The organism is Acidovorax sp. KKS102 (assembly GCF_000302535.1).
Classification (GTDB): Bacteria; Pseudomonadota; Gammaproteobacteria; order Burkholderiales; family Burkholderiaceae_C; genus Acidovorax.
Map to the genome: position 1 here is coordinate 319,283 of NC_018708.1, position 26,924 is coordinate 346,206.

Annotated in this window: 26 protein-coding genes; 15 read left to right on the forward strand and 11 right to left on the reverse strand. The window is 68.0% G+C overall.

Annotated features, from left to right (window positions below):
* Positions 1–19: 19 nt before the first annotated feature.
* Entirely contained in the window at positions 20–886 is an 867-nt protein-coding gene (locus C380_RS01415) for a hypothetical protein (RefSeq protein ID WP_015012111.1), read from the forward strand.
* A 94-nt stretch (positions 887–980) separates the two neighbouring features.
* On the opposite strand, the gene C380_RS01420 is transcribed toward C380_RS01415, so the two are convergent.
* Positions 981–1,472, reverse strand: a complete 492-nt coding sequence (locus C380_RS01420; RefSeq protein ID WP_015012112.1) for a MarR family winged helix-turn-helix transcriptional regulator — start codon at positions 1,470–1,472, stop codon at positions 981–983.
* A gap of 71 nt (positions 1,473–1,543) precedes the next feature.
* Between C380_RS01420 and C380_RS01425 the strand changes: the two genes are divergently transcribed.
* Complete coding sequence (locus tag C380_RS01425) at positions 1,544–2,356, forward strand: siderophore-interacting protein (protein ID WP_015012113.1); 813 nt, start codon at positions 1,544–1,546, stop codon at positions 2,354–2,356.
* On the opposite strand, the gene C380_RS01430 is transcribed toward C380_RS01425, so the two are convergent.
* On the reverse strand, positions 2,340–3,227 hold the full coding sequence (locus tag C380_RS01430) for a LysR family transcriptional regulator ArgP (protein ID WP_015012114.1): 888 nt from the start codon (positions 3,225–3,227) through the stop codon (positions 2,340–2,342). The genes C380_RS01425 and C380_RS01430 overlap by 17 nt on opposite strands.
* Before the next feature lie 77 nt (positions 3,228–3,304).
* On the opposite strand from C380_RS01430, the gene C380_RS01435 reads away from it, so the two are divergent.
* Together C380_RS01435 and C380_RS01440 are read left to right on the forward strand one after the other, a co-directional pair.
* Complete coding sequence (locus C380_RS01435) at positions 3,305–3,922, forward strand: LysE/ArgO family amino acid transporter (RefSeq protein WP_015012115.1); 618 nt, start codon at positions 3,305–3,307, stop codon at positions 3,920–3,922.
* A 242-nt stretch (positions 3,923–4,164) separates the two neighbouring features.
* Entirely contained in the window at positions 4,165–5,745 is a 1,581-nt protein-coding gene (locus tag C380_RS01440) for an ABC transporter substrate-binding protein (protein WP_043565049.1), read from the forward strand.
* 77 nt (positions 5,746–5,822) lie between these two features.
* Here C380_RS01440 and C380_RS01445 read toward each other — a convergent pair whose 3' ends face one another.
* From C380_RS01445 to hpaI, 3 genes are all read right to left on the reverse strand, one after another.
* Positions 5,823–6,446: a glutathione S-transferase family protein gene (locus C380_RS01445; RefSeq protein ID WP_015012117.1), complete on the reverse strand. Its 624-nt coding sequence runs from the start codon at positions 6,444–6,446 to the stop codon at positions 5,823–5,825.
* A gap of 76 nt (positions 6,447–6,522) precedes the next feature.
* Positions 6,523–7,500, reverse strand: coding sequence for a 2-dehydropantoate 2-reductase (locus C380_RS01450; protein WP_015012118.1), 978 nt, complete (start codon positions 7,498–7,500; stop codon positions 6,523–6,525).
* 34 nt (positions 7,501–7,534) lie between these two features.
* Positions 7,535–8,365 (reverse strand): 4-hydroxy-2-oxoheptanedioate aldolase, encoded by an 831-nt coding sequence (gene hpaI / locus C380_RS01455; protein ID WP_015012119.1) that lies wholly within the window; start codon positions 8,363–8,365, stop codon positions 7,535–7,537.
* Between the two features lie 114 nt (positions 8,366–8,479).
* On the opposite strand from hpaI, the gene radA reads away from it, so the two are divergent.
* From radA to C380_RS01490, 7 genes are all read left to right on the forward strand, one after another.
* The gene (gene radA, locus C380_RS01460) at positions 8,480–9,859 is read left to right on the forward strand and encodes a DNA repair protein RadA (protein ID WP_015012120.1); all 1,380 of its coding nucleotides are present in this window, start codon (positions 8,480–8,482) and stop codon (positions 9,857–9,859) included.
* A gap of 58 nt (positions 9,860–9,917) precedes the next feature.
* A complete protein-coding gene (locus C380_RS01465; RefSeq protein ID WP_015012121.1) occupies positions 9,918–10,337 on the forward strand; it encodes a hypothetical protein in 420 nt (139 codons plus the stop codon).
* A gap of 114 nt (positions 10,338–10,451) precedes the next feature.
* A complete protein-coding gene (locus tag C380_RS01470) occupies positions 10,452–11,390 on the forward strand; it encodes a branched-chain amino acid transaminase (protein ID WP_015012122.1) in 939 nt (312 codons plus the stop codon).
* A 5-nt stretch (positions 11,391–11,395) separates the two neighbouring features.
* Entirely contained in the window at positions 11,396–11,602 is a 207-nt protein-coding gene (locus C380_RS01475) for a zinc-finger domain-containing protein (protein WP_015012123.1), read from the forward strand.
* A 15-nt stretch (positions 11,603–11,617) separates the two neighbouring features.
* On the forward strand, positions 11,618–12,433 hold the full coding sequence (locus tag C380_RS01480) for a glycosyltransferase family 2 protein (protein WP_015012124.1): 816 nt from the start codon (positions 11,618–11,620) through the stop codon (positions 12,431–12,433).
* Positions 12,430–13,716, forward strand: coding sequence for an O-antigen ligase (locus tag C380_RS01485; RefSeq protein ID WP_015012125.1), 1,287 nt, complete (start codon positions 12,430–12,432; stop codon positions 13,714–13,716). The genes C380_RS01480 and C380_RS01485 overlap by 4 nt, the downstream gene beginning before the upstream one ends.
* 12 nt (positions 13,717–13,728) lie before the next feature.
* Complete coding sequence (locus C380_RS01490; RefSeq protein WP_015012126.1) at positions 13,729–14,703, forward strand: glycosyltransferase; 975 nt, start codon at positions 13,729–13,731, stop codon at positions 14,701–14,703.
* Positions 14,704–14,905: 202 nt separating this feature from the next.
* Here the strand turns inward: C380_RS01490 and C380_RS01495 are convergent, their stop codons facing one another.
* On the reverse strand, positions 14,906–16,027 hold the full coding sequence (locus C380_RS01495) for a nitronate monooxygenase family protein (RefSeq protein WP_015012127.1): 1,122 nt from the start codon (positions 16,025–16,027) through the stop codon (positions 14,906–14,908).
* A 32-nt stretch (positions 16,028–16,059) separates the two neighbouring features.
* The gene (locus C380_RS01500) at positions 16,060–16,944 is read right to left on the reverse strand and encodes a LysR substrate-binding domain-containing protein (RefSeq protein ID WP_015012128.1); all 885 of its coding nucleotides are present in this window, start codon (positions 16,942–16,944) and stop codon (positions 16,060–16,062) included.
* Positions 16,945–17,016: 72 nt separating this feature from the next.
* Between C380_RS01500 and C380_RS01505 the strand changes: the two genes are divergently transcribed.
* Positions 17,017–18,261: a YbfB/YjiJ family MFS transporter gene (locus C380_RS01505; RefSeq protein ID WP_015012129.1), complete on the forward strand. Its 1,245-nt coding sequence runs from the start codon at positions 17,017–17,019 to the stop codon at positions 18,259–18,261.
* A gap of 24 nt (positions 18,262–18,285) precedes the next feature.
* Here C380_RS01505 and C380_RS01510 read toward each other — a convergent pair whose 3' ends face one another.
* From C380_RS01510 to C380_RS01520, 3 genes are all read right to left on the reverse strand, one after another.
* Positions 18,286–19,542: an ATP-binding protein gene (locus tag C380_RS01510; RefSeq protein WP_015012130.1), complete on the reverse strand. Its 1,257-nt coding sequence runs from the start codon at positions 19,540–19,542 to the stop codon at positions 18,286–18,288.
* Positions 19,543–19,584: 42 nt separating this feature from the next.
* On the reverse strand, positions 19,585–20,307 hold the full coding sequence (locus C380_RS01515) for a response regulator transcription factor (protein WP_043565051.1): 723 nt from the start codon (positions 20,305–20,307) through the stop codon (positions 19,585–19,587).
* A 150-nt stretch (positions 20,308–20,457) separates the two neighbouring features.
* The gene (locus C380_RS01520) at positions 20,458–21,852 is read right to left on the reverse strand and encodes an MFS transporter (RefSeq protein ID WP_015012132.1); all 1,395 of its coding nucleotides are present in this window, start codon (positions 21,850–21,852) and stop codon (positions 20,458–20,460) included.
* Between the two features lie 130 nt (positions 21,853–21,982).
* On the opposite strand from C380_RS01520, the gene C380_RS01525 reads away from it, so the two are divergent.
* Positions 21,983–22,834, forward strand: coding sequence for a M48 family metallopeptidase (locus C380_RS01525; RefSeq protein WP_015012133.1), 852 nt, complete (start codon positions 21,983–21,985; stop codon positions 22,832–22,834).
* A gap of 84 nt (positions 22,835–22,918) precedes the next feature.
* Here the strand turns inward: C380_RS01525 and C380_RS01530 are convergent, their stop codons facing one another.
* Positions 22,919–23,557 (reverse strand): MBL fold metallo-hydrolase, encoded by a 639-nt coding sequence (locus tag C380_RS01530; RefSeq protein ID WP_015012134.1) that lies wholly within the window; start codon positions 23,555–23,557, stop codon positions 22,919–22,921.
* A 153-nt stretch (positions 23,558–23,710) separates the two neighbouring features.
* Here C380_RS01530 and C380_RS01535 point away from each other — a divergent pair, with 153 nt between their 5' ends.
* Both C380_RS01535 and C380_RS01540 read left to right on the forward strand, forming a co-directional pair.
* Positions 23,711–25,441: a PAS domain-containing methyl-accepting chemotaxis protein gene (locus C380_RS01535; protein ID WP_015012135.1), complete on the forward strand. Its 1,731-nt coding sequence runs from the start codon at positions 23,711–23,713 to the stop codon at positions 25,439–25,441.
* Positions 25,442–25,453: 12 nt separating this feature from the next.
* Positions 25,454–26,899 (forward strand): chemotaxis protein CheW, encoded by a 1,446-nt coding sequence (locus tag C380_RS01540; RefSeq protein WP_015012136.1) that lies wholly within the window; start codon positions 25,454–25,456, stop codon positions 26,897–26,899.
* Positions 26,900–26,924 lie beyond the last annotated feature (25 nt).

The following is a 26,924-nucleotide window of genomic DNA, read 5'->3' on the forward strand; positions in this document are numbered from 1 at the left end:
CGCGCAGCGCGCTCCTTCCATGGCCACACCCCGCAGCAACCCCTCCGGTTCCAAGAAAAAAAGCAGCTCTACCTGGCGCTCGGTGCGCATGCCACACCACGGCACGGTGGCGCGCACCCTGCAGCAGCGCTACAGCCTGCGCTGGCACGGGTTGCTGATCGGCAGCTTCACGCTGCTGCTGATGTGGGCCACCTCGCACCTGCAGATGGTGCTGGGCGTGGAGTCACTGGCACTGCGGTACTTGATCACGTTGTCGGTGGGCTACATCGGCTATCTGCTGGTGCTGCGCGCGTGGGCAGCGCGGCTGGTGCGACGGGATGGGCCGTCGGGCGATGGCAGTGTGGACCTGCCCGACATCTCCTGGCCCAGCGGCAACGGCCCCTCCGGGGGCGGCCAGGTGCCCCTGCCGCGCACCGGTGGGGGCGACTTTGGCGGCGGTGGCGCATCGGGGGACTTTGCGGGCGGGTGGACACAAGGCCTGTCCAGCGGGGGCTCCAGCAGCGACTCCAGTGTGCTGGGCGACATTGCCGGGGGCGCGGCCGATGCGCTAGGCAGCGCCGATGAGGGCGCAGTGGTGGTCGTGCCCGTGGTGGCCATCTTTCTCATTGGCGCGGCGCTGATCCTGGGCGCGGGCTCGCTCGCCATGCTGTTCTTTGGCTGGGATGTGCTGCTCACCGTGGCGGTGGAGATTGCCTTCTCGGTGGCCACGGCCCGCGCCGCCGTGGGGGTGGAGCGCGAGGGCTGGCTCAGCGCCGCCGTGCGCTTGACCTGGAAGCCGCTGCTGGGCGCGCTGATTTGCGCCGTGCTGCTGGGCGCCACCATCGACCATTTCCTGCCCCATGTGCATTCGCTGCCCGAGGCGCTGCGCGTGATCCAGGGGCGGTGATTTGCTCTCTATTTGATAGCTGCTAGGGCATATTGCACTAGCGCTGGGGGCAAAAATCCCTTCAAAAAGCGTCGGAAGAGCCTCCGAGGGGCCCCTACCGGGAGGACCGGCCCTTGCCGTGGCCGCAGTCCTCGCCAGTCTCCAGGGGCGGCAGCGCATCCAGGTTGCCCCGCACCCGCGCCAACAGGGTCAGCAACTGCGCCTGCGTGTCGTCGTCGCAGCCCGCCAGCACCTGGGCCGACAGGGTCTGCCGCGCGGCCTGCAGCGCCTGGTACAGCGCCTGGCCTTCGGCGCTCAGCGTGAGGCACAGGCTGCGCCGGTCCTCGGCGTGGGGTTGGCGCTCCAGCCAGCCCTTGTCCTGCAACAGGCCCAGCATGCGTGCCACCTGGGCCTTGTCGGCGCCGCTGTGGCGCACCAGCTCTTTCTGCGTGGCGCCGGGGTGGCGGCCAATGAAGTTCAGCGCGCGCACCTCGTTGAAGGTCAGGTCCGGGTGCACGGAGGTCATGGCGCGCACCATGCGCGCCCGGTAGGCGTGCATCAGGTCGTGCAGGGCTTCAAACACATCGGGGCGGGCGAGTGGGGGCATGGCGCGGCTATCGGTTGACAAAGTCAACTGAATGGTGGATGATTTCGTTGATTAAATCAACATTTTACGCCATGAACGCACCTCTGCCCCTGGCCGCCACGGCCCCCTCCCTCGCCATCGAGCGCATCCGCCACCCCTTGCAGGGCCGCCACCTCCAGGTGGTGCGCCGCACCCAGGTCAGCCCCGGCTTTGTGCGGCTGACCCTGGCCGGCCCCGAGCTGGCGGGGTTTGTGACCGCCGGGTTTGACGACCACCTCAAGCTCATCCTTCCTGCGCCCGGGCAGGATCGCCCCACCTTGCCCACGCTGCAGGACGGCCGCCCCGTGTTTGACGGCCCCCGCCCCGTGCTGCGCGACTACACCCCCGCGCGTTTTGACGCCGCTGCGGGCGAGCTGGACATCGAAGTGGCCCTGCACGACGCGGGCCCCGCCACCGACTGGGCCGCCAGCGCATCCGTCGGCCAGTGGGTGGGCATTGCCGGGCCGCGCGGCAGCATGGTGGTGCCCACGGGCTTTGACTGGCACTGGCTGCTGGGCGACGAAACCGCGCTGCCCGCCATCGCCCGCCGTCTGGCCGAGCTGCCCGCCAGCGCGGTGGCCACCGTGCGCATCCAGCTGAACAACCCGGCCGACCAGCGGGTGTTGGCGAGTGCGGCGCAGGTGGATCTGCAGTGGGTGAGCGCGCTGCCTGCCGCTGTGGAGGCTCTGTCGCTGCCGCCCGGCGCGGGCTTTGTCTGGGCCGCGGGCGAACACAGCGACATGGCCGCCGTGCGCCGCGCCATGCTGGCCAAGCCGGGCGTGGACCCGAAGCGCATGCGCATCTCTGCCTACTGGAAGCGTGGCGCGGCGGACCACCACGAGGACCTGGTCAGCGCAGCAGGGTAAGCGCCGCCGCCCGCTGTACCGCCTGTGTGACGTGCTGCAGCGCCTGCACATTCAGGCGCCAGCACTGCCAGTACAGCGGTACATCCACGGGCTTGTTCGCAATCAGCTCGACCAGGGCGCCGCTCTTCAGGTCGTCCTCCACCAGCGGGTCGGGCGTCATGCCCCAGCCCAGGCTGGCGCGCGTGGCTTTGACGAAGGCGTGCGCCTCAGGTAGCCAGTGCACGGGTGGCGCCAGCTTGCGGCGCGTGATGCGGCCCACAAAACGCGCCTGCAGCGCATCCTTGCGGTTGAACACCAGCATGGGGGCCTGCGCCAGCGTGGTGGCGTTCACCCCTTGGGCAAAGTGGCGCTCCATGAACGCAGGGCTTGCGAGCGCGCGGTAGCGCAGCGTGCCCAGCGGCAGCACCTGGCAGCCCTGCACGGGCTGCGGGTCGGCCGTCACGGCGGCCATCACGCGGCCCTCGCGCAGCAGGTTGGCCGAATGGTCCTGGTCTTCCACATGGATGTCGAAGGTGATGGCCTGCCCCTCGGCCGCCTGCGCCATGGCGTGGGGGAACCAGGTGGCCAGCGAGTCGGCATTCACGCCAATCGCCAGCCGCGTGGTGCTGTGCTGCCCGCCGCCAATGGTGGCCAGCGCATCGGCCTCGCTCAGCGCCACCTCGCGCGCATGGCGGTACAGCGCCTGGCCCGCCTCGGTGGGCGTGCAGGGGGTGGCGCGGCGCACCAGCACCTGGCCCACGCGCTCTTCCAGCAGCTTGATGCGCTGCGACACCGCCGAGCGCGTGACATGCAGCACCGCCGCCGCGCGCTCGAAGCTGCCCTCATCGATCACCGTGGCAAACGCGTTGAGCTGGGCGGAGTCGAGTTGCATAGATGGTTAGTTATTCTGACGGATCGTTAAAAAGTATAGCTGGCGTCAACGCAGGCCCTTGGCCAGAATCTGTGCCCATGGTCTCCACTGCCTTCGTTCACGGTTTCACATCCACCGCCATGCTCATCATGGCCATTGGCGCGCAAAACGCATTTGTGCTGCGCCAGGGCCTGCGGCGCGAGCATGTGATGCCCGTGGTGCTGGTGTGCGCGTTGTCGGACGCGGTGCTGCTGCAGGTGGGTGTGTGGGGCATGGGTGGCGTGTTGCTGGCCCGGCCCGAATGGGCGCAGTTCATGCGCTGGGCGGGTGCGCTGTTCCTGTTGATGTATGCGGCACAGACGGCCGCGCGGGCGCTGCGCCCAGGACAGTTGCTGGTCGCCACCAGCGGCCCCGGTACCAGCCTGCGCACCACGCTGGCCACGGTGGTGGCGCTCACCTGGCTCAACCCGCATGTGTACCTGGACACCGTGGTGCTGCTGGGCACCATGGCAACGCCCTACCCGGCCTGGGGCCGTGCGCTGTTTGCCGCAGGGGGCTCGCTGGCCAGCGCGCTGTGGTTCTTGTTGATTGGCCTCGGCGCCCGCTGGCTGGCGCCGCTGTTTGCCACCCCGGCGGCGTGGCGGGTGCTGGATGGGGTGACGGCCACCACCATGCTGGTGCTGGCGGGGGTGATGGCTTGGGGCAGCGCTGGATAAGGCCCCGCGGCCCAGCGCGCTCTGGTTTGGGAAGAGCTGCGAGGCGTGAAGCGCAGCAATAGCTGGTGCTATTGCGAGCATTCGCAACGCGGCAGATCGCCCAAGCAAGAGATGCGCTGCCCGCGAGGCCTTGTGCAGCGTTGCCTTAAGCTAAGAAGAATAAGTTCGTTTTCTAAAAGCGCCGCTTGGGGGATAGTCTGGCCATTCAGCATTTTTTGGCGTTTTTGCCTATCCTCCCGTCCATGCGCTTCAAACACCTACTCCTGGCCGCCGCCGTTGTTGCGGCACTGCCCCTGGCCGCACAGGCCAAGACCTTCCGCTGGTCCCGCTCGGTGGACATCTCCACCTGGGACATCCACACCCAGAACGTGGGCGTGAACAACACCATGCACGGCGCGGTGTACGACACGCTGGTGGAATACAACAGCAAGACCTTCAAGCCCGAGCCGTCGCTGGCCACCGAGTGGAAGCTCATCAAGCCCACGCAGCTGCGCCTGACGCTGCGCAAGGGCGTGAAGTTCAGCGATGGCAGCGAGTTCACCGCGGACGACGCCAAGTTCTCGCTGGAGCGGGCCAAGGCCAAAAGCTCCAACTTCGCGGTCTACACGCAGGGCATCGACCGTGTGGAAAAGGTCGATGCCTACACCATCGACATCCACTCCGACCTGCCCAACCCGGTGCTGGTGAACCAGCTCACCGAGCTGCGCATCATGAGCAAGGCCTGGGCCGAAAAGAACAAGTCGGTCGAGCCCAAGGACATCAAGACCAAGGACGAGAACTTTGCCCACCGCAACGCGCTGGGCACCGGCCCCTACCAGCTCAAGCAGTGGACGCCCGACCAGCGCGTGGTGCTGGAGCCCAACCCGCACTGGTGGGGCAAGGGCAAGTACCCCACCAACCTGACCGAGATCATCTACACCCCCATCAAGGCCGACGCCACGCGCACAGCGGCGCTGCTGTCGGGTGAGGTGGACTTTGTGATCGACCCCAGCCTGCAAGACCTGGCGCGCATCAAGCAGACGCCCAACCTGCAGGTGCTGGAGGGGCCGGAGTACCGCACCATCTTCCTGGGCCTGGATCAGTTCCGCGACGAGCTGCCCGGCTCGGACGTGAAGGGCAAGAACCCGCTGAAGGATCTGCGCGTGCGCAAGGCGCTGTACCAGGCCATCGACATCCAGTCCATCCAGCGCGTGGTGCTGCGTGGCCTGGCCCAGCCCACCGGCACGCTGATCGCGAACCAGGTCAACGGCTGGACCAAGAAGGCCGACGTGCGCTACCCCTACGACCCCAAGGCAGCGCAGAAACTGCTGGCCGATGCGGGCTACCCCAACGGGTTTGAGGTGGACTTTGCGTGCAGCGCGGGCCGCTACATCAACGACGAGCAGCTGTGCCAGGCCATCACCTCACACTGGGCCAAGGTGGGCGTGAAGGCCAAGCTGCGCTCGCTGCCATTTGCGACCTACTTCCCCATGATTCAGCGCAACGAGGCCAGCATCTACCTGCTGGGCTGGGGCGTGCCCACGTTTGACGCGTTCTACAGCCTGCAGTCGCTGGTGCGCTCGCCCGGTGCGGGCGGCGATGGCAACTTCAACCTGGGCCGCTTCTCTGACCCGCAGATGGACGCGCTGATCGAGCGTGTGAAGAAGGAGACGGACACTGCGACGCGCAACGGCCTGATCGAGCAGGCGTTGATCAAGGAGCATGAGCTGGTGTCGCACATCCCGCTGTACAACCAGGTGATTCCGTGGGCGGGTACCAAGAAGGTGGAGATCATCCATCGCGCGGACAACCGCATCGACTGGCGGTATTTGAAGGTGAACTGATCCCCGTCGCAAACAAAAAGCCCCGGTGCTTCTGACCCGAAGCACCGGGGCTTTTTTGCGCCTGCTGAAGGGGCGTATCAGGCCATTGCGCGCTGCACCGCCGGGCGCTGCAGCATGCGCTGCGTGTGTGCAAACACCTTCGGAAACTGGGTTATGTCCACACCGTCGCTGTGCAGCCAGGTGCCAATGGTGAACAGGTAGCCGTCGGCCACCGTGTATTGCTCGCCCATCACCCACGGACCCTGGTCCGCGTTCGGCAGGTAGTGGCTTTCGATGAGGTTGAAACAGTCGGTCATGTTCTGCGGCACCTTGCGCTGCATCGCGGCCTGGGCCTCGGGCTCGTCGGCCCAGCGGCTGGCGCGGGGGCGGTGGGCGTGGGCGATGTGCACGGTGGACGCGAGGTAGCTGTGGAACTCCTGCAAACGCGCAAAGCCGTAGGCGTCGGCGGGCGCCAGGCGCGCTGCGGGAAAGCTCTGCGCCACATAGGCCAGCAGTGCAGGCGTTTCGGTCAGGGTGCCTTGCGGCGTGGCCAGCGCGGGCACGCGGCCCTTGGGGTTCACCGCCAGGTATTCGGGCGTGCGTTGCTGGCCGGCCGAGAAGTCCACGCGCACCAGGTCGTAGGGGGCGCCCGCTTCTTCCAGAGCGATGCGAACGGCCTGCGCGCAGGTGCCGGGGGTGTAGTACAGCGTGAGTTGGGTCATGGTTAATATGCTATGAATTGAATAGCTGCCTGCGCATATTCCACTAGCGCCTGCAGCCGATATTGCTTGAAATGAATCAGTACAGGCCGCGTGTGCGCGCCATCAGCCGCACCAGGCCCAGCAAAGCATCGGTGTGGGGCGTGGGCGTGTGGGTGATCTGCCCCAGCTCGCGCACGGCGCCCACCAGGGCGTCGATCTCCAGGGGCTTGTTCGCTTCCACGTCCTGCAGCATCGAGGTCTTGAACGCGCCCAGCTTGCGCGTGACGGCGTGGCGGTCTTCGGGCTGCTGGTCGATCGGCAGGCCCAGCTTTTCGCCGATGGCCTTGGCTTCCAGCATCACCGCGCTCACAAAGCCGCGCACCAGGTCGTCGTCCAGGATGCGGTCGGTGGTGGCGCCGGTGAGTGCACTGATGGGGTTGACCGTGAGGTTGCCCCACAGCTTGAACCAGATGTCTTTCTGGATGGTGGTGCTCACCTCCACATCGATGCCACCGCGCTGCAGCGTGTCGGCCAGTGCTTGCAAGCGCTCGCTGCGGCTACCGTCGGGCTCGCCCACGATGAGGCGGTTGCCGAAATGCTGTTTGACGAAGCCCGGCGCCTCCAGCGAGCAGCTGGTGTGCACCACGCTGCCCAGCACATGGCTCGTCGGGATAGCGCTGGCGATCACGCCGCCCGCGTCCACGGATTCAAGGGCACGCCCCTGCGCCGCGCCGCCAAAGCCATCGAGGAACCACCACGGCACGCCGTTCATGGCCGTGAGCACGATGGTGTCGGGCCCGATCAGCGGGGCCATGGCACGCGCCACGTCAGGCAGGCCCGGCGCCTTGACGGCGACCACCACCAGGTCTTGCACACCCAGGGCTGCCGGGTCGTTGTGGGCCGTGACGGCCACCTGCGCCAGTGTGCCGTCGGGGCGACGCATGCGCAGCCCTTCGGTTTGCAGAGCGCGCAGTGTGTCGCCCCGCGCCACCATGCTGACGGTGTGGCCCGCTTGCGCCAGGGCCACGCCCAGCCAGCCGCCGATGGCGCCCGCGCCGTAAATACATGCTTTCATGGATGTCTGTCCTTGGGTTTGGAAGAAAAAAAGTTCAGTAGCCTGCGGGCCGGTTGGGGGCGGCGTCTGGCGCGCTGCGGTAGCGTGCCAGCAGCTCCTGCGCAGCGCTCACTAGCAGCATGGTGTCCACGCCCACGGCCACAAACAGCGCTCCAGCCGCCAGCCATTGGCGCGCCTGCGATTCGGTGGTGGCCAGGATGCCCGGCGCCTTGCCCGCGCGCAGGATGCGCGCGATGCCGTCGTGGATGGCGGCCTGCACATCCGGGTGCCCCGGGTTGCCCGGGTGGCCCATGGATGCCGACAGGTCGGCCGGGCCGATGAACACGCCGTCCACACCGGGCGTGGCGGCAATCGCGTCGAGGTTGGCCATGGCTTCCACGGTCTCGGCCTGCACCAGCAGGCAGATCTGCTGGTTGGCCTCGTGCACATACTGCGGGTAGGCCTGCCAGCGCGACGAGCGGGCCAGCGCGCTGCCCATGCCGCGCACGCCTTCGGGCGCGTAGCGTGTGGCGCGCACCAGTTGCTGGGCCTGCTCGGGCGTATCGACCATGGGCACCAGCAGGGTCTGTGCGCCGATGTCCAGGTACTGCTTGATCAGGGCCGTGTCACCCACCGGCACCCGGGCGATGGGGTGGGGCGCCTGCATTCCGGGGGGCAGGGCGCTGGTGGCGCTGGCGATGGCCTGCAGCTGGTGCAGGATGGAGCGCAGGTCGTTGGGCGCGTGCTCGCCATCGACCAGCAGCCAGTCGTAGCCGGTACCCGCGAGGATCTCTGCGCTGTAGCCGTTGGCCAGCCCGAGCCAGAGGCCGATTTGCGCCTGGCTTTGCGCCATGGCCTGTTTGAAGCGGTTGGTGGATGTCTGCAATGTCAACTCCGTGCGGTGCCAAGCCCGCCATCGTACGGGCTGTTGTCTTTGTGTGCGGGGCGGGTCGCTATAGTCGGCTGCCCCTGCTTTTGCGTTCGCCCACCGACACCTGCCATGGCCAAAGAAAAAACCACGTTCACCTGTACCGAATGCGGCGGCACCAGCCCGCGCTGGCTGGGCAAATGCCCGTCCTGCGGCGCCTGGAACACGCTGATCGAGCAGGTGGCCGAGGCCGGGCCGGGCAAGAACCGCCTGAGTGCGCCGCAAGGCTACGCGGGCCTGGCCAACGCGCAACCCGTGCTGCCGCTGGCGGCCATTGAGGCCCAGGACGTGGCCCGCACCCCCAGCGGCATCGACGAGCTGGACCGCGTGCTGGGCGGCGGCATTGTGGAGGGCGGCGTGGTGCTGATTGGCGGCGACCCGGGCATTGGCAAATCCACCCTGCTGCTGCAGGCCATGGACGCGCTGCAGCGCGCGGGCTTGCCCACGCTGTACGTGACGGGCGAGGAAAGCGGCGCGCAGGTGGCGCTTCGCTCACGCCGCCTGGGCATCGAGGGCAGTCAGGTGCAGTTGCTGGCCGAGATCCAGCTCGAAAAAATATTGGCCACGGTGGACGCCACGCAACCGGCCGTGGTCGTCATCGACTCCATCCAGACCACCTATTCCGACCAGCTCACCAGCGCACCGGGTTCGGTCGCCCAGGTGCGCGAATGCGCAGCGCACCTCACGCGCATGGCCAAGGGCACGGGCATCGCCGTGATTCTGGTGGGCCATGTGACCAAAGAGGGCGCTCTGGCCGGGCCGCGCGTGCTGGAGCACATGGTGGACACGGTGCTGTACTTCGAAGGCGATACCCACAGCCAGTTCCGCCTGGTGCGCGCCATCAAGAACCGCTTTGGCGCCGTCAACGAGATTGGCGTGTTCGCCATGACCGAAAAGGGCCTCAAGGGCGTGAGCAACCCCAGCGCCATCTTCTTGAGTCAGCACTCCGAGCCCGTGCCCGGCAGCTGCGTGATGGTGACGCTGGAGGGCACACGCCCCCTGCTGGTCGAGATCCAGGCCCTGGTGGACAGCGGCGGCCCCAGCCCCCGGCGCCTGAGTGTGGGCCTGGACAAGGACCGCCTGGCCATGCTGCTGGCCGTGCTGCACCGCCACGCGGGCGTGGCGTGCATGGACCAGGACGTGTTTGTGAACGCGGTGGGCGGTGTGCGCATCAGCGAGCCTGCGGCCGATTTGGCGGTGATGTTGTCCATCACGTCCAGCCTGCGCGGCAAGGCGCTGCCCCGGGGCTTCCTGGCGTTTGGTGAGGTAGGCCTGGCGGGCGAGGTGCGGCCTGCGCCCCGGGGGCAGGAGCGATTGAAGGAGGCTGCCAAGCTGGGCTTCAGCGTGGCCGTGGTGCCCAAGGCCAACGCGCCCAAAAAGCCCATCGAGGGCCTGACCATCCACGCTGTGGAGCGTGTGGAGGAGGCCATGGACGTGGTCCGCGGCTTGTAACCCTCTCTACGCAATGCCCACAGCGCCGCCGGTGCGCCGCCGTATGACAATCGGGCCCATGAATTTGCGCAACATCCTGGTGCCCCTGGGGGCGGTGGCCCTGATCGTTTTTGGTTTCTCGGCCTATGGCTGGGCGGGCGTAGCGGCGGTCGTGGGCGGGCTGGTCATGTGGGCACTGCTGCACTTCACGCGGCTGGTCAATGTGATGAAGAAGGCCGCCAAGCGCCCCATCGGCTACGTAGGCAGCGCCGTGATGCTCAATGCGCGGCTGGCCGAGGGCGTGAACCTGATGCATGTGGTGGCCATGACGCAGGCGCTGGGCGAGCTGCTGTCGGCCGAAGGGGCCGACCCGGAGATCTACCGCTGGACCGACGGCACCCGTTCGCACGTGACCTGTGAATTTCGTCAGGGCAAGCTGGTGAAGTGGACGCTGGAGCGCCCACCGGCAGACGCTGACACCCCCGCCCAAGGGGCATAGGCCTCGACCTTGTTCCGGCGGGTTTGCTGCGCTGCACGGGCGGGCGGCGGTTCCTGGCGGGCTGGGGGCCCGTAAAATCCTGCTTTTGCGACCCACAGCAACCAAAGGACACCCATGAGCCCCGTAGTTCCCTCGATGGCCGACCGTGACGGCAAGATCTGGATGGACGGCCAGATGGTCGATTGGCGCGACGCCAAGATCCATGTGCTGACCCACACCCTGCACTACGGCTGCGGCGCCTTCGAAGGCGTGCGCGCCTACAACACCGCCAACGGCACGGCGATCTTCCGCCTGGAAGAGCACACCGACCGCCTCTTCAACAGCGCCAAGATCCTGCGCATGAAGATCCCGTTCACCAAGGAAGAAGTGAACGAGGCCCAAAAGGCCGTGGTGCGCGAAAACAAGCTCGAATCCTGCTATCTGCGCCCATTGACCTGGATCGGCTCGCAAAAGCTGGGTGTCTCGCCCAAGGGCAACCAGATTCACCTGATGGTCGCTGCCTGGGCCTGGGGCGCTTACCTGGGTGAGGAAGGCCTCAAGCGTGGCATCCGCGTCAAGACCAGCAGCTACACCCGCCACCACGTCAACATCACCATGACGCAGGCCAAGGCGGTGAGCAACTACACCAACTCCATCCTGGCCAACATGGAAGCCACGGACGACGGCTATGACGAGGCCCTGCTGCTGGACAGCTCGGGCTTTGTGTCCGAAGGCGCGGGCGAAAACATCTTTGTGGTCAAGAACGGCGTGATCTACACGCCCGACCTGTCGGCCGGTGCCCTGAACGGTATCACCCGCAACACGGTGTTCCACATTGCCAAGGACCTGGGCTTGGAGATCGTGCAAAAGCGCATCACGCGCGACGAGGTGTACATCGCCGACGAGGCCTTCTTCACCGGCACGGCCGCTGAAGTCACGCCCATCCGCGAACTCGACCGGATTGAGCTGGGCAGCGGATCGCGCGGCCCGATCACCGAAAAAATCCAGAGCGCCTTCTTCGACATCGTGAACGGCCGCAATCCCAAATACGCCCACTGGCTGAGCAAGGTCTGAAGAACATGTCGCAAGCAACCGTTGAACTCCAGGCCAAAGACCTGAACGCCCAAGGCGGCGTCTTCTGCCCCAGCCCCAAGGCCGACATGAAGCTGTGGAACAGCCACCCCAAGGTGTATCTGGACGTGGCCCGCACGGGTGAAGCCAAGTGCCCGTACTGCGGCACGGTGTACCGGCTGAAGGCCGGAGAGCATGTGCACGCTGGCCACTGACCGGTTGATGGGTTGATGCCAGTTGCAACCGGCGGCGCATCGGTGCCGCCCACGTTGACCGTGGCGGTGCTGACCCTCAACGAGGCGCACCGCATCGAAGCCTGCCTGCAAAGCGCCGCGTTTGCCGACCAGTTGCTGGTGGTAGATAGTGGCAGCACGGACGACACCGTGGCCATTGCCCAGCGCCTGGGCGCGGAAGTCCACAGCTACCCCGACTGGAAGGGCTTTGCCGTGCAGCGCAACCGGCTGCTGGCCCATGCGCGGGGTGACTACATCTTCTTCCTGGATGCAGACGAGGTGATGACTCCGGCGTTCGCCCAGGAGCTGCAGGCCATCGTGCGCTCGGGCGCGCAGGCCGTGTGGACCATCCGCTGGCGCATGGTGGCCTACGGGCACGAACTCAAGTACTTTCGCTCGCAATCGCAGATCGAGCGCCTGTTCGTGCGCGCCATGGTTCGCGAGTTCACGGGCGTGGTGCACGAGCAGGCCGAACTGTTGCCACCGCCGGGCGGTGGTGCCGTGCCGCGCCGCCTGATCCAAGCGCGGCTGCTGCACTACTCGCGCACCGCCGTGCGCGGCAGCCTGGAAAAGCTCACGCAGTACGCGATGCTCGGCGCTGCCAAGCGGGCCGCGACGGGCAAGAAGGGCGGGGTGGTGCGCGGCCTGGCCTCGGGCACCAGCATGTTCCTGCGCCTGTATGTGTTCCGCCTGGGTTTTCTGTGTGGCGGGGCCGGTTTTTTGTATTGCCTGTTTGTGGCGCTGGAGGCGTTCTTCCGGTATGCCGCCCTGGAGTACGACCACCAGCAACTGAGTGAGAGCGTGCGCCGTTGACCAAAGCTGACGATCTTTTTGTGCGCCTGTCGGGCGTGGCGGCGTTCATGGTGCCGGGTCTGGCGCTGTGGGTGCGCTCGGGCTACTCTTGGGGCGCGGTGGTGCTGCTGTTGTGCAGCCTGGCCACCGCCGGAGTTTGGCTGCGGCGCCGGCCAGGGCGCGATGCCTGGCTGCTTTTTGGTTCCATCGTGGCGATGGGCACGGTCTGGGCGCTGGATTTTGACCCGGCACAAGGCAGCTGGTCCAACCTGGACCGGCCTGCCAAATACCTGCTGGCGCTGCCGTGCCTGCTGTACGTGCTGGCCTATCCCCCGCGGGTGCGTTGGCTTTGGGCCGGTATCGCGGTGGGCGCTTGCGGGGCGGGCCTGATCGGCATGTACCAGGCCCTGGTACTGCACCTGCCACGCGCCAACGGCTTTACCAATGCGATCCAGTACGGCGGGCTCAGCCTGCTGCTGGGGTTGATGTGCTCGGTGGCGCTGCTGGTGCTGTGGGACCGCTGGAAGCCCTGGCAACGCGCGGGCTGGGCGGTGGGCATTCTGCTGGGGCTGGAAGGATCGCTGCTGTCCGAGTCGCGCGGGGGCTGGGTGGTGTTGCCCATGGCGCTGCTGTTGTGCGTGTGGCTCCAGGGGCGCTCCGGCCAACCCCGCAAGGCCATCATCGGCGCCGTGCTGGTCGTGGTGGGGGCTGTGGGCCTGATGGCCTTCAAGGCCAACGAGGTGCGCCTGCGCGTGGATGAGGCGCGGCAGGAGATCACGCAGTACGAGGCGCGGGGCGATGCGGCCAGTTCGGTCGGCCAGCGTCTGGCGCACTGGGGGCTGGCCTGGCGCATGGGCCTGGACCGCCCCCTGACCGGCTGGGGCCGCTACGGCTACGAGGCCGAGAAGCAGCGCCGCGTGGCTGCCGGTGAGGCGCACCCGATTGTTTTGCAGTTCAGCCACGCCCACAACGAGCTGCTGGACATCTTTGCCAAGCGCGGCATCCCTGGCGTGGTGGTCTTGCTGATTTTTTATGGGGTGCCGCTGGTGCTGTTCTGGCCCACGCGGCGCCGCGTGTTCCCGGGTGCTGCGGGCGTGCTCGATGCTGAAAGGCTGTGCCTGCGCATGATCGGCGTGCTGCTGCCCGTGTCGTATATGGGCTTTGGCACCACCCAGGTGTTTTTGGGGCACAACAGCGGCACCATGTTCTACCTGTTCATGGGCATGCTGGTGCTGGCCATCCTGCAAGGCCGCGAGCGCCTGCGGCTGCAAACGCCCGGGCAAGCCGCCGCCTCCCTTTCCTGAAGGACCTCTGCCATGCACATCCTGCTGGTCAACAACTCTCCCATCCCGGTGTACGGCTATGGCGGCACCGAGCGCGTGATCTGGGACCTGGGCAAGACGCTGGTGCAGCAGGGCCACCGCGTGAGCTATCTGGTGCCCGAGGGCTCGACCTGTGACTTTGGCCAGGTGCTGCCCATCCGGCCGGACGAGCCGTGGGAGGGGCAGATCCCGGCCGACGTGGACATCACGCATTTCCAGTTCAACCCGCGCTCCGAGCTGTCCAAGCCCTACCTGGTGACTGAGCACGGCAACGCCCGCAAGCCCAAGCCGCTGCCGCGCAACACGGTGTTCCTGTCGCGCGACCACGCGGCGCGTTATGGCTCCAGCGAGTTCGTCTACAACGGGCTGGACTGGGCCGGTTATGGCCCGGTGGACTTTGACCGCCCGCGCTCGCACTACCACTTCCTGGGCAAGGCGGCCTGGGGCGTGAAGAACGTGCGCGGCGCCATCAAGGTGGCCAAGATGGCCGGGGTGGAGCTGGACGTGCTGGGCGGCAACCGCATCAACTTCAAGCGCGGCTTTCGCTGGACGCTGTCGCGCAAGATCCACTTCCACGGCATGGTGGGCGGCACGCAGAAGACGGGCCTGCTCAACGCCTCGCGCGGGCTGATCTTTCCGGTGCGCTGGCACGAGCCCTTCGGGCTGGCAGTGATCGAGAGCCTGTACTTTGGCTGCCCCGTGTTCTCCACCCCCTACGGCGCCTTGCCGGAGCTGGTGCCCGTGCACTGCGGTGTGCTGTCCGACCAGGCCTCGGTGCTGGCCGAGGCGGTGCGGGGCAACCACTTTGACCCGCGCGCCTGCCACCAGCATGTGGTGGAGCACTTTGGCGCCGAGCGCATGGCACGCAACTACCTGCGCATGTACGAACGGGTGCTGGCGGGCGAAACCCTCAATGCCCAACCACCCATGATCCAGGGCCCTGCGCGCGAACTGCCCTGGAGGCAGTGAAGCCCCCCTGAGTCGCCTGCGGCGCCTTCCCCCCAGGGGACGCCACCCTTGGCCTGGCAAAGCCAGCTCCACGGTGGCACGGGTTTCACAGCGCGCCAGTTTTTAGCGCCCTGTTCATATCGGGAGGCTACTGCGCGGGTTTTAGGGCGTTTCTGGCCGCAAGCGCTAGTTCAATATGCCCCTGGCGCTATAAAAATAATAGTTATTGGTGGCCGATAGGGGAGTTGCCACGCGGCGCGGTGGCCTGCTGCCACTCCTGGGCCAACAACGCCACCAGCTGCGCCGCTGGCATGGGCCGCACCTGGGCCACCCCCTGGCCTGCCCACAGCGACAGGCAGTCCGCCTGGCCCGCCTGGGCGGCCGCGCGGCGCAGCGCGCCGGTCAGCGCGTTCTGCACGGGGTAGGGCGGCACGGTGGCCTCGTCCGCCTGCAGCGCTTGCATCATGCGGTTGACGATGCCGCGCGCAGGCCGGCCCGAGAAGATCTGGGTGGTGCGCGTGTCGGTGGCCTGGGCGTGGGTCAGGGCCTCGCGGTAAGCGGTGCCAATGGCCGACTCAGGGCAGGTGAGGAATGCCGTGCCCATCTGTACCGCCTGGGCGCCCAGCGCCAGGGCGCCCGCAATGCCGCGTCCGTCCATGATGCCGCCCGCAGCAATCACCGGGATGGACAAGGCCTGCACGCATTGCGCCACCAGCGGCAGCGTGCCCACCATGCTTGCCGCAAAGTCGGCCAATGAAGGCGCCACGCCGGTGGCGCCGGGCTGTGTGGGTGTCAGGAACGTGCCCCGGTGTCCCCCGGCTTCCATGCCCGATGCGCAGACCGCATCCGCGCCCACGGCGGCCCAGGCCTGCGCCTCGGCCAGCGTGGTGGCGGTACCGATCACGTAACTGCCCACCGCCTGCAGCCTGGCCACCTGGGCCGCCGTGAGGATGCCGAAGGTGAAGCTGGCCACTGCGGGGCGTGCGGCCACCAGGGCGTCGAACTGCGCGGCAAAGTCCTCGCACCACTGCGCAGGCCGCTCGGGCACCAGGCCGAACTCGGCATAGAACGGCGCCAGGCGCTGCATCGCGGCCTGCACCGTGGCGTCGTCGGGCGTGGGCGTGGCCTGCACAAACAGGTTCATGCCAAAGGGCCGGTCGGTGCGGCGGCGCACGTCTGCGGCGGCCTCGGCCATGGCGACGGGCGAGCGCATGCCGCAGCCCAGCATGCCCAGGCCGCCAGCCTCGGACACGGCGGCGGCCAGTGCGGGCGTGTCCGACCCGGTCATCGGGCCCTGGATGATGGGCAGCGCAAGGCCCAGGTGGGTGGTGAAGGCGGCGGGCATGGAGGCTCCTTGTGCGATCTGTGGAAAAGGGGTCAGGTGGATGCAGTGGGGAGGGGCGCTTCGCTGGCGGTCAGCGCGGCGTGCAGCGCGCCCAGCGCGGGCGACTGGTAGCCGCGCCGGCGCACCAGCACTGTGTCGCAGGTGGCCAAAGGCACCAGGCGCAGGGCAGGCGGTTCGCGCATCAGGTCGATCACGGCCTGGGGCACCACCCCCGCACAGCGCCCGGCAGCCACGCAGGCCAGGATGGCGTGGTACGAGGCCAGCTCCAGCACGCGCGGCGGGCTGCCGTCCTTTTGCTGCAGGAAAGCCTCGCCCATACGGCGGTAGGTGCAGCCGGGGCTGAAGGCGGCCAGGGTGTCCAGCTGCAGGTCCTGGGGCGTGTCCACGGGCGGGTGGTCGGCGGGCAGGGCCAGCAGCAGGGCCTCGGCAAACACGGCGGTGCGCTCCACCGGCGCGTCGGCGTCAATGCCCGGCGGCGGCCAGGCCACCAGTGCGCAGTCGAGGGTGTGGGCCAGCACCTGCTCCACCAGCTGGCGCGAGGGGGCGGTGGACAGCTCCAGCACCAGCCCCGGCCACTGTGCGTGCAGCCGGGCCAGCGGCTGGGGCAGGCGTGCGGCGGCCGTGCTTTCCATAGCGCCCAGGCGCAGCCGGCCGCTGGGCTCGTGGGGGTGCACCGACTGGCGCGCTTCTTCGGCCAGCGCCAGCAGGCGGTCGGCATAGCAGCGCAGCGCCTCCCCGGCAGGTGTCAGCACCATGCGCTTGCCCTCGCGCAGGAACAGCGTGGCGCCGAGTTGCTCCTCCAGCTGCTGCACGCGTGTGGTCACGTTGGACTGCACGCGGCCCAGTCGCTCGGCCGCGCGGGTGACGCTGCCTTCCTGCGCCACGGCCCGGAAAATTTCGAGGGCTGCAAAATCCATCATGATTCTTGTTATGAGATGATTAGTAAAAAATAAATCTCAAAACAGAATCATAGACTGGAAACCGCCCGCATGGAACCGCGCACCGCCCCCCAAGACCGCCCCCTGTCCGTAGCGCTGGCGGGCATGGCCGCGTTGGCGGTGGCGATGGGCGTGGGCCGGTTTGCCTTCACGCCGCTGCTGCCCATGATGCTGCACGACGGCGTGGTCACGCTGGCGGGCGGCAGCTGGCTGGCCACGGCCAATTACCTTGGGTACCTGATCGGGGCGTTGGCCTGCATGGCGCTGCCCTGGGTGGCGCCGCGTGCACGGCAGCGGTGGCATGCGGCGCGACTGGCGCGCTGGGGGCTGGCGGCCACGGTGCTGCTCACGCTGGGCATGGCGCTGCCGCTGCCGGGTGCCTGGCCCGCACTGCGGTTTGCGGCAGGCGTGGCGAGTGCGCTGGTGTTCTTGAACGTCTCGGTGTGGTGCATGCTGCGGCTGGTGGCGCTGGGCCAGGCTGCGCTCGGGGGACTGATCTTTTGTGGCCCGGGGCTGGGCATCGTGCTCACCGGCCTATCGGCCAGTGCCATGGTGGCGCTGCAGTGGCCTGCCGCTGTGGGCTGGGCGGTGTTCGGGCTGCTGAGTGTGGGGCTGTGCGCCGCCATCTGGCCCGTGCTGCAAGGGGTGGCGATGCCCGCGTCGGCTGCGGCCACCGCACCGGTGGTGGACGGATCCACCCCCGGCCACGGATTCTGGGCGCGCGCAGGGCTCACACTCGCCTATGGGCTTGCGGGGCTGGGGTACATCGTCACCGCCACCTTTTTGCCGGTGATTGCGCGCGCGGCGCTGCCATCCGGGTCGCCCTGGCCCGATCTGTTCTGGCCGCTGTTTGGTGCCGGGGTGGCGCTGGGCGCAGCGTTGTCCACCCGCACGCCGGCCGCGTGGGACCGGCGCTGGCTGCTGATGGCGGCCTACGTGGTGCAGGCCGGGGCCATCGCGCTCAGTCTGGTGTGGCCGGGCCCTGCGGGGTTTGCGCTGGGCAGCCTGCTGCTGGGCTTGCCTTTCACGGCCATTACCTTCTATGCGCTGCAAGAGGCGCGACGGGTGTGGCCTGCGGCGGGCGACAGTTTTCCGGGTCTGCTCACGGCCGCCTACGGCATCGGCCAGATCGTAGGCCCGCCCATGGTGGCGTGGATGCTGCACCACGCGGCCACGCAGGGCCAGGGTTTTGTCTACGGACTCGCCGTGGCGGCCGCAGCGCTGGGGGTGGGGGCGGTGCTGTTTGCCGCCATGGCCTGGCGCTGGCCCCTGGCGCACCGCTCGGTGGCGCGCTGATTCCTGCGCAGATTTCCGCGCCGCTCAGTGCGTGGACGGTGCCAGCGGCAGCGCCAGCACAAAACATGCGCCGCTGTCGCCGTCAGCCCGGTCCTGGCAGTGCACGGTGCCGTTGTGGCGCCCGGCAATCGACCGCACCAGCGCCAGCCCCAGGCCCACACCGCCCGCGCGCTCACTGGCGCCCGGCAGGCGGTAGAAGGGCTCGAAGATGCGCTCGCGCTGGCTGGGCGGCACGCCCGGGCCGTGGTCACACACATGCACCTCGGCGCGGCCCTGGCGGCGGTGCACCACCACCGTGATCTCGCCCGTGCTGTAGCGGCGTGCGTTCTCCAGCAGGTTGCGGATGGCCCGGCGCAGCAGCTTGGCAACGCCGCGAACTTCCAGCGAGTCGGGGCTGGCGCTCACGTCCAGGTCGGCGTCCACGCGCGCACATTCCTCGGCAGCCAGGCCAATCAGGTCCACCAGCTCCACGGTACCCACGTCGGCCTCGCGTGCGTCCAGGCGGCTGGCCAGCAGGATTTCGTCCACCAGCTGGTCCAGCTCGGCGATGTTGCGCAGGATCTCTTCGCGGAACGCGGGTGAGGGCTGCTGGCCGCCCATCAGCTCCAGCCCCATGCGGATGCGGGTCAGGGGCGAGCGCAGCTCGTGCGAGGCATTGGCCAGCAGCGACTTGTGCGACTTGACCAGGGTTTCCACACGCTCGGCTGCTGCGTTGAACTGCCGCGCCAGGTCGGCGACTTCGTCCTGGCCTTGCTCGGGCACCCGCACCGACAGGTCGCCCTCGCCAAACTTCTTCACGCTGCGCTGCAGCGCCTCCAGCCGCTGCGTGAGGCGGCGGATGATGGGGTACACACCCACGGCCACCGCCAGGCCCACGATGCCCAGCAGCCACAAGAAGCCAAAGGGCGGCCGGGTCCAGAAAGCGGCCTCGTCCTGGCCGGGGCCACCGGGTCGGCCGCCATTGCGGCCCATGCGGGGCTGGCGCGGCGCCATCTGCAGGGTGAAGATCTGGCCGTTTTCTGCCTCGATGTGGAATTCCACCACCTCGCCCGGCTCGGACGGCTGACGCGTGGCCATACCGCGCAGCACCAGGTTGCCCGACGGGTCGCGCACCGCCATCTCGCGCGAGGGCGGCACAAACGGCTGGTTGTTCTGGGCCTTTTGCTCCTCGGCGATGCGCCAGGCCCAGCCCACGGTGAGCGTCAGCACCGCCATGCCGCCGACCACGGCGAGCCAGATGCGCAGATAAAGGCGGCGGGAGAAGGGGTTGGACAGGGACATGCGTGGGGCGGCAGCGCAGGCAGCGGGTGCCTGCGTCAGCGATCAATCCTGCTGTTTGGCAAACACATAGCCCACGCCGCGCACAGTGAGGATGCGGCGCGGGTTCTTGGCGTCCTGCTCGATGGCGGCGCGGATGCGGCCCATGTGCACGTCGATGGAGCGGTCAAACGCCTCCAGCTCGCGGCCGCGCACGGCCTCCATGATCTGGTCGCGCGTCAGCACCCGGCCCGCGCGCTCGGCCAACGCCACCAGCAAGTCGAACTGGTACGAGGTGAGGTCCGCCGCCTGCCCCGCCACGGTCACAGTGCGCGCGTCGCGGTCAATCTCCAGCGTGCCAAAGCGCAGCACCTGGGTGGCAGCGGCCGCACCGCCACCATCCGTGCGCCGGCGCAGGATGGCGCGGATGCGGGCCAGCAGCTCGCGGGGCTCAAAGGGCTTGGGCAGGTAGTCGTCAGCGCCCAGCTCCAGCCCGATGATGCGGTCCATCGGGTCGCCCTTGGCGGTGAGCATGAGCACCGGCACCTGCGCCGCGTTGCCCTGCAGCGAGCGGATGCGGCGGCACACTTCCAGTCCATCCATGTCGGGCAGCATCAGGTCCAGGATCACCAGGTCGGGCAGTGGGCCCGCATCAGGGCCCTGCAGCTGCGCCAGGCCACTTTTGCCATCGGCGCGGTGTGTGACCTGCAGGCCCGACTGGCCCAGGTACTCGCCCACCATCTGCGCAAGGCGGGCGTCGTCTTCGATCATCAGCAGTTGGGAGCTCATGGCGGCAGTGTAGTGGCGAGGCTTTGAAACGGTCTTCATGGTCCGGTAGAGCCGTCTCCCCGTGTTGAAGCCCCCGTAAAGTTCCGGTAAACCGGGTGGCGAGAGGCTTCAGGATTTGCTATTGATTGAGTAGCTGTCTGGGCATATGAATCAGGCGCCACCGACCTTCTGGATGCGGGATGCCAGCCACACCAGCACCAGCACCGGCAGCCCCAGCAGCGCCGTGGAGGTGAAGAACTGGGCGTAGCCAAACGCATCCACATAGTCGCCCGAGAAGCCCGCCACAAACTTCGGCAGCAGCAGCATCATCGAGCTGAACAGCGCGTACTGCGTGGCTGAGTAGCTCACGTTGGTCAGGCTCGACAGGTAGGCAATGAACGCGGCCGAGGCGATGCCGCTGGCCAGATTGTCGGCAGACACCACGGCAATCAGCGCCGTCACGTCGTGCCCGTGGCCCGCCAGCCAGGCGAACAGCAGGTTGCTGGCCGCGCTGAGGATGGCGCCCAGCATCAGAATGCGCATCACGCCAAAGCGCATGGACAACACGCCGCCCACAAAGGCGCCCGCCAGCGTCATGATCACACCGTAAATCTTGGTCACGGCGGCCACTTCGTCCTTGGTGTAGCCCATGTCCACGTAGAACGGGTTGGCCATGATGCCCATCACCACATCGCTGATGCGGTACACGGCAACCAGCGCCAGGATCAGCGCCGCATGCCAGCCATAGCGGCGCAGAAAGTCGGCAAACGGGGCCACCAACGCGCCTTGGATCCACTCGGCAGGGTTCTTGGCCGGGGGCAGCGCCACCGGTGCGGGCTCGCGCGAGAACAGCACGGTGACAATGCCCACCACCATCGACGCGGCCATGGCCAGGTACGCGGCCTGCCAGGCGCCGTTCTGGTACGCGGCGGCACCTTGCGCGAGGGCCTGGCCAACAGCGGGCGCGACCTCGGAGCGCGCGGCAATCCACAGCACGCCTGCCCCGGCCCAGATCATCGCCAGGCGGTAACCCGTCTGGTACGACGCCGCCAGCGCGGCCTGGTGGTTGGCGTCGGCGGATTCGATGCGGAAGGCATCGAGCGCGATGTCCTGCGTGGCCGACCCAAATGCCACGGCCAGGGCGCACCACACGATGGGCCCCAGAGTCAGGCGCGGGTCGGCCAGGGCCATACCCACCAGGCCCGCCACCACCACCAGCTGTGCCAGCAGCAGCCAGCTGCGCCGCCGCCCCAGCAGCCGTGTGAGCATCGGGATGGGCATGCGGTCCACCAGCGGCGCCCACACCCACTTGAAGCCGTAGGCCAGACCCACCCAGCTCAAGTAGCCGATGGTGCTGCGGTCGATGCCCGCCTCGCGCAGGCGAAAGCTCAGCGTGCCCAGCACCAGCAGCAGCGGCAGCCCGGCCGAAAAACCCAGCGTCAGCATGCGCAGGCTGGCGGGCTCCAGGTACACGCGCAGGGTCTGCAGCCAGGGGGTGCGCGGGGGCTTGTCCGGGGCGGTAGCGGGAGCGAGGCTGGGGGTGGAAGATGTGGAGGTGTCTGACATGGGCGAGCGGGGGTTTTGTCTATCATCGCCGACGCACCCTTGTAGCCATCCTGTCAGCCTCCATCTGCGCGGCAGGCTCTGGTGTGTTGTGTGCCAGCGCTGCTCATTATTCCTTCTGGGATTGCCTTGTATGTGTCTTTTCTGCCCCGCTCCTTCCGTCGCGCCGTCGTCCCCTTGGTCCGCACGCCGCGCGTTCCTGCTGGCGGCGGGTGCCAGCGCGGCTGCGCCGGTGCTGGCGCAGGTGGATGTGGGCTCAGCCTCCAGCCTGCGCAAGCTGGTGCCCGCCGAGACGCTGGAGCAGTCTGCCGCGCAGCAGTACCGCCAGATGCTGGAGCAGGCCCGCGCCAAGCGCGCCCTGGCGCCCGACAACCACCCCCAGCTGCAGCGCCTGCACGCCATCGCCAAGCGGCTGATCCCGTACGCCATGCCCTGGAACGACCGCGCCCGCCAGTGGCGCTGGGAGGTCAACCTGATCGGCAGCTCGCAGATCAACGCGTTTTGCATGCCCGGCGGCAAGATTGCGTTCTACACCGGCATCCTCGACCAGCTCAAGCTCACCGATGACGAGGCCGCGATGATCATGGGCCACGAGATGGCCCATGCGCTGCGTGAGCACGCACGCGAGCGCATCGCCAAGACGCAGGGCACCAACCTGGCGTTGCGACTGGGCTCGCAGCTGCTGGGGCTGGGCGACCTGGGGCAGGCGGCGGCGGGCCTGGGCGGGCAGTTGCTCACGCTGCAGTTCAGCCGGTCCGACGAGAGCGAGGCCGACCTGGTGGGGCTGGAGCTGGCCGCGCGCGCGGGCTACCAGCCATCGGCCGCCGTGAGCCTGTGGCAGAAGATGGGCAATGCCAGCGGCAGCAAGCAGGGGGGGCTGGCTTTCCTGTCCACCCACCCATCGGGGCCTGCGCGCATCAAGGAGCTGCAGGCGAACGTGCCCAAGGTGCAGGGGCTCTACGAAGCGGCCCGGCGCAACGGCTGACCGCCTTGCACCCCACGGCGCTCTGTTTTTGAGAGCTGTAAGCGCTTGATGGATAAGCGCTGGAGGTCAAAAACACCCAAATTTTCAGGTTCCACCCACATACGGGTTGCTCTGACGCTCGCGCCCCAACGTGCTCTCCGGCCCATGCCCGGGGATGAACACCGTCTGGTCTCCCATGGGCCACAGGCGCTGGGTGATGCTGTCGATGAGCTGCTGGTGGTTGCCCTGGGGGAAATCCGTGCGGCCGATGCTGCCCGCAAACAGCACGTCGCCCACAAACACCCGGTCAATCTGCGGCGCGTGGAACACCACATGGCCCGGTGTGTGGCCGGGGCAGTGGCGCACGTTCAGCACTTCGTTGCCGATCTGCACCGTGTCGCCATCGTGCAGCCAGCGCGTGGGCGTGAAGTGCTGCGCGGGCGGAAACCCGAACATCGCGCTTTGCTGCGGCAGCCCATCGATCCAGAACTGGTCGCCCGGGTGCGGGCCGACGATGGGCAGCGCCAGGCGCTGGGCCAGCTCGCCTGTGCCGCCTGCGTGGTCGATGTGGGCGTGGGTGAGCCAGATCTGTTCGAGCGTGAGGTCAAGACGTTTTATTGCAGCGAGCAGCACCTCCAGGTCGCCGCCGGGGTCGATCACGGCGGCTTTGTGGGTGGCGTCGCACCAGACAAGGGAGCAGTTTTGCTGGAACGCGGTGACGGGGATGGTGAGGTACCGGAGCATGGGGTTGGTTGTGCCAGAAAAGCAAAATTAAGCCATACTCGTCCGGGCGTTTCATCTGGTTGCATTTGCCGTCACCGCGCAAAGGGCGCTACCCCGAATCCCTCATCCAGGCGATCAGCCCGTGGCGCTTGGGGCCCCAACCGACACTTCACCATGAACATTTCTACCGAAACTCTCCCGTCCGCCCCCCAGGAGGCCGCGCGCACTGCTGCTTTGCTGGCGGCGCTAGAGCATGTGCAGGCCGTGGTCGAGTTTGACCTGGAGGGCCGTGTGCTGCGGGCCAACAGCCTGTTTCTGGACCTGATGGGCTACAGCGCCAATGAGGTCCTGGGCCAGCACCACCGCATGTTCTGTCCGCCCGAGGTGACGGCCAGCGAGTCGTACCGGGCGCTGTGGGAGGGGCTGCGCGCCGGGCAGGTGCGCGAGGATGTGTTCCTGCGGGTGACCAAGGCGGGCCGGCCGGTGTGGCTGCAGGCCTCCTACAACCCCGTGCGGGACGCCGAGGGCCGCGCGGTGGGCGTGGTCAAGCTGGCCACCGACATCACCGCGCAGCGGGCGCAGCAGGCCGACTTTGAAGGCAAGATTGCTGCCATCCACCGCGTGCAGGCGGTGATCGAATTCGACCTCACCGGCCGGATCCTGGACGCCAACACCAACTTCCTGAACACCTTTGGCTATGCGCGCGACGAGGTCGTGGGCCAGCACCACCGCATGTTCTGCCAGCCGGAGTTTGCGGCGTCGAGCGAATACGCAGACCTCTGGGCCCGCCTGGGCCGGGGCGAATTCTTCTCCGGGCGCTACCGCCGCCTGTCCAAGGCGGGCCAGGAGATCTGGCTGCAGGCCTCGTACAACCCCATCCTGGACGTCACCGGCAAGCCTTACAAGGTCGTCAAGTTTGCCGTGGACATCTCGCACGACATGACGTCGGCCGCCGAAACCAAGGGCAAGATCGATGCCATCAGCCTGTCGCAGGCGGTGATCGAGTTCGACATGGAAGGCAACGTGCAGACGGCCAACCCGAACTTTCTGCGCACCATGGGCTACACCCTGGCAGAGATCCGGGGAAAGCACCACAGCATGTTCTGCGAGCCGGGCCTGGTGCAAAGCCAGGCCTACCGCGACTTCTGGGCCGACCTGGGCGAGGGCAAGTTCCAGAGCGCGCGCTACCTCCGCATCGGCAAGCACGGGGCCGAGGTCTGGATCCAGGCCACGTACAACCCTATCCTCGATGTCGATGGCCGGCCCTACAAGGTGGTCAAGTACGCGATCGACATCACGGCGCAGGTGCAGCGCGAGCGGGCGGTGGCGCAGAAGGTGCAGGACATCACCGCCGTGCTGCATGCCATGAGCGATGCCATCAAGCGGCTGGCGCGCAGTGCGGGCCGCTCCACCGAGCTGGCCGAGCAGACCCAGCGCGAGGCGGGCGACGGCAGCGGGCTGGTGCGCCGTTCGCGGGACGCGATCCTCGCCATCGAGCGCTCGTCGTCCGACATCCATGAGATCGTGGACACGATCAGCGAGATTTCCAGCCAGACGCACCTGCTGGCCTTCAATGCGGCCATCGAGGCCGCGCGCGCGGGCGAGCAGGGCGTGGGGTTTTCGGTGGTGGCGGACGAGGTGCGCAAGCTGGCCGAAAAGTCGTCGCTCGCCGCGCGCGAGATTGCCAAGCTGATCCACCAGACCGTGAGCCGCGTGGCCGAGGGCAGCCGCCTGTCGGAGGAAGTGGACGCGGCGTTCTCGCGCATCTTGGGCGCGGTCGAGGCCACCACGCGCTCCATCAGCGAGATCCGCATTGCCACCGAAGAGCAGGAGCATTCGACCCAGGACGTGGCCCGGCTGCTGGAAGACCTGCAGGGCCGTGGCAGTCCGCGCCAGGCGGATTGAGCCTTGCTTGCGATGCAGGACGTGAAACCGCCCTTGGCCTCTGCCAGCCCTGCGGTGGTGCCGCATGTGCATGTGCGCGCGGGCGGCTGCGACATCGCGATCCCCATTGAACAGGTTGGTCAGGCGCTGCCGCTGCCGCCGCAGGGCCTTGCGGTGCTGCCGCGACGCAGTGGCGCCTTGCTGGGGGTTGCCGATGTCGCGGGTGCGGCCGTGCCCATCGTGGCGCTGGAGCGCTGGCTGCCCTTGCCTGACGCTGGCGACGAGGACACCGGCGCGCCAAGGCTGCTGGTGCTCCAGCACGCAGGTGCCCTGGTGGGGGTACGGGTGGACGCCGTGCTGGGCGTGAAGCCCGTGGCCACCCGGGCCGTGCGCACGGTGCACCACACGCCCGACGACAGCGAGCTGTTCGAGTCCGTGGTGCCCGGGTCTGCGACGGCGCCCATGCTGTGCATTCTGGAGGTGGCGCGGCTGATGCGCCTCGCCCAGGCCTGGTGTGCGGCGGCAGAGCTGGCCCCCGCTAAGGCTGCCAGTGCGGCGACATTGGCAGCGCCAGGGCAGGGGTCAGGAACGCAACGCTTTGCGGTGTTCCGGATCGGGCAGGAGCGCTGGGCCGTGCCGGTGGCGGCCGTGCAACAGGTGGTGCCCCTGCCGGCCACAGATCTGGCGCTCGGGCGCAACGACCGCACCTGGGCTATCGGCCAGTGGCGCGGGCGCAAGCTGCCGCTGGTGGACATCAGCGAGGGCCGCCAGGCCAGCGACCGGCAGGCGGCGCCGTGGATGGTGCTGGTGGGCCAGGGCCCGCTCGTGCTCGGGCTCACGGTGTCGGAGTGCGAGCAGTTTGTCGATGTGGCCCCCGAGGGGCTAGCCCGCACGCCCGAGGATGCCTTGCTGGCCGGTGTGGTGCTGAGCCCCGATCTGGGTCGGTTGCAGATTCTGGATGTGGACAAGCTCTTCGGCCTGACCCCCGGCGCGTCCATCAGCCGCGTTGCCGCCGATGGCATCGTGCCGGGCGCCGGTGCGGGCGCGGAGGTGGCCGAGCCTGTGCCCTATCTGGTGTTCGACGCCGACCAGCGCTATGCCTCGCCGGTCGAGGGCATCGTGGGTGTGGTGGAGCTCCCGCCCCAGGCCCGCGATGACCTTCGCCAGGGGCGGCGCGCCGTTCTGGCGTGGCGTGACCAGACGGTGCGCGTGGTCAACCTGCCTGCCATTGCCCGGTCGGCAGCGACGTCGGAACCGCTGCTGGTAGTGCTTGTCCAGGCACCCGGGGACCTTGCAGCACCTATCGGCATCGCCATCCGCAGCCTGTGCGACTGGCTGCCCGCGCACACCGCGCGGCGCAGCGGCATGCGCATGGGTGCCATGGGGGAGCTGGGGCTCATCAATGCAAAGGGCGCGGTGGCCGACCATGCCAACCTGGTCGTTGTGGACCTGGCACAAATGGCTTATCTGCTGGGCTGAGTTGCATCAACCCACCCACAAACCA

Coding starts and splice junctions, on each gene's coding strand:
- C380_RS01415 (WP_015012111.1), top strand. CDS start 20: ATGGCCACACCCCGCAGCAACCCCTCCGGTTCCAAGAAAAAAAGCAGC.
- C380_RS01420 (WP_015012112.1), bottom strand. CDS start 1,472: ATGCCCCCACTCGCCCGCCCCGATGTGTTTGAAGCCCTGCACGACCTG.
- C380_RS01425 (WP_015012113.1), top strand. CDS start 1,544: ATGAACGCACCTCTGCCCCTGGCCGCCACGGCCCCCTCCCTCGCCATC.
- C380_RS01430 (WP_015012114.1), bottom strand. CDS start 3,227: ATGCAACTCGACTCCGCCCAGCTCAACGCGTTTGCCACGGTGATCGAT.
- C380_RS01435 (WP_015012115.1), top strand. CDS start 3,305: ATGGTCTCCACTGCCTTCGTTCACGGTTTCACATCCACCGCCATGCTC.
- C380_RS01440 (WP_043565049.1), top strand. CDS start 4,165: ATGCGCTTCAAACACCTACTCCTGGCCGCCGCCGTTGTTGCGGCACTG.
- C380_RS01445 (WP_015012117.1), bottom strand. CDS start 6,446: ATGACCCAACTCACGCTGTACTACACCCCCGGCACCTGCGCGCAGGCC.
- C380_RS01450 (WP_015012118.1), bottom strand. CDS start 7,500: ATGAAAGCATGTATTTACGGCGCGGGCGCCATCGGCGGCTGGCTGGGC.
- radA (WP_015012120.1), top strand. CDS start 8,480: ATGGCCAAAGAAAAAACCACGTTCACCTGTACCGAATGCGGCGGCACC.
- C380_RS01465 (WP_015012121.1), top strand. CDS start 9,918: ATGAATTTGCGCAACATCCTGGTGCCCCTGGGGGCGGTGGCCCTGATC.
- C380_RS01470 (WP_015012122.1), top strand. CDS start 10,452: ATGAGCCCCGTAGTTCCCTCGATGGCCGACCGTGACGGCAAGATCTGG.
- C380_RS01475 (WP_015012123.1), top strand. CDS start 11,396: ATGTCGCAAGCAACCGTTGAACTCCAGGCCAAAGACCTGAACGCCCAA.
- C380_RS01480 (WP_015012124.1), top strand. CDS start 11,618: ATGCCAGTTGCAACCGGCGGCGCATCGGTGCCGCCCACGTTGACCGTG.
- C380_RS01490 (WP_015012126.1), top strand. CDS start 13,729: ATGCACATCCTGCTGGTCAACAACTCTCCCATCCCGGTGTACGGCTAT.
- C380_RS01495 (WP_015012127.1), bottom strand. CDS start 16,027: ATGCCCGCCGCCTTCACCACCCACCTGGGCCTTGCGCTGCCCATCATC.
- C380_RS01500 (WP_015012128.1), bottom strand. CDS start 16,944: ATGGATTTTGCAGCCCTCGAAATTTTCCGGGCCGTGGCGCAGGAAGGC.
- C380_RS01505 (WP_015012129.1), top strand. CDS start 17,017: ATGGAACCGCGCACCGCCCCCCAAGACCGCCCCCTGTCCGTAGCGCTG.
- C380_RS01510 (WP_015012130.1), bottom strand. CDS start 19,542: ATGTCCCTGTCCAACCCCTTCTCCCGCCGCCTTTATCTGCGCATCTGG.
- C380_RS01515 (WP_043565051.1), bottom strand. CDS start 20,307: ATGAGCTCCCAACTGCTGATGATCGAAGACGACGCCCGCCTTGCGCAG.
- C380_RS01520 (WP_015012132.1), bottom strand. CDS start 21,852: ATGTCAGACACCTCCACATCTTCCACCCCCAGCCTCGCTCCCGCTACC.
- C380_RS01525 (WP_015012133.1), top strand. CDS start 21,983: ATGTGTCTTTTCTGCCCCGCTCCTTCCGTCGCGCCGTCGTCCCCTTGG.
- C380_RS01530 (WP_015012134.1), bottom strand. CDS start 23,557: ATGCTCCGGTACCTCACCATCCCCGTCACCGCGTTCCAGCAAAACTGC.
- C380_RS01535 (WP_015012135.1), top strand. CDS start 23,711: ATGAACATTTCTACCGAAACTCTCCCGTCCGCCCCCCAGGAGGCCGCG.
- C380_RS01540 (WP_015012136.1), top strand. CDS start 25,454: ATGCAGGACGTGAAACCGCCCTTGGCCTCTGCCAGCCCTGCGGTGGTG.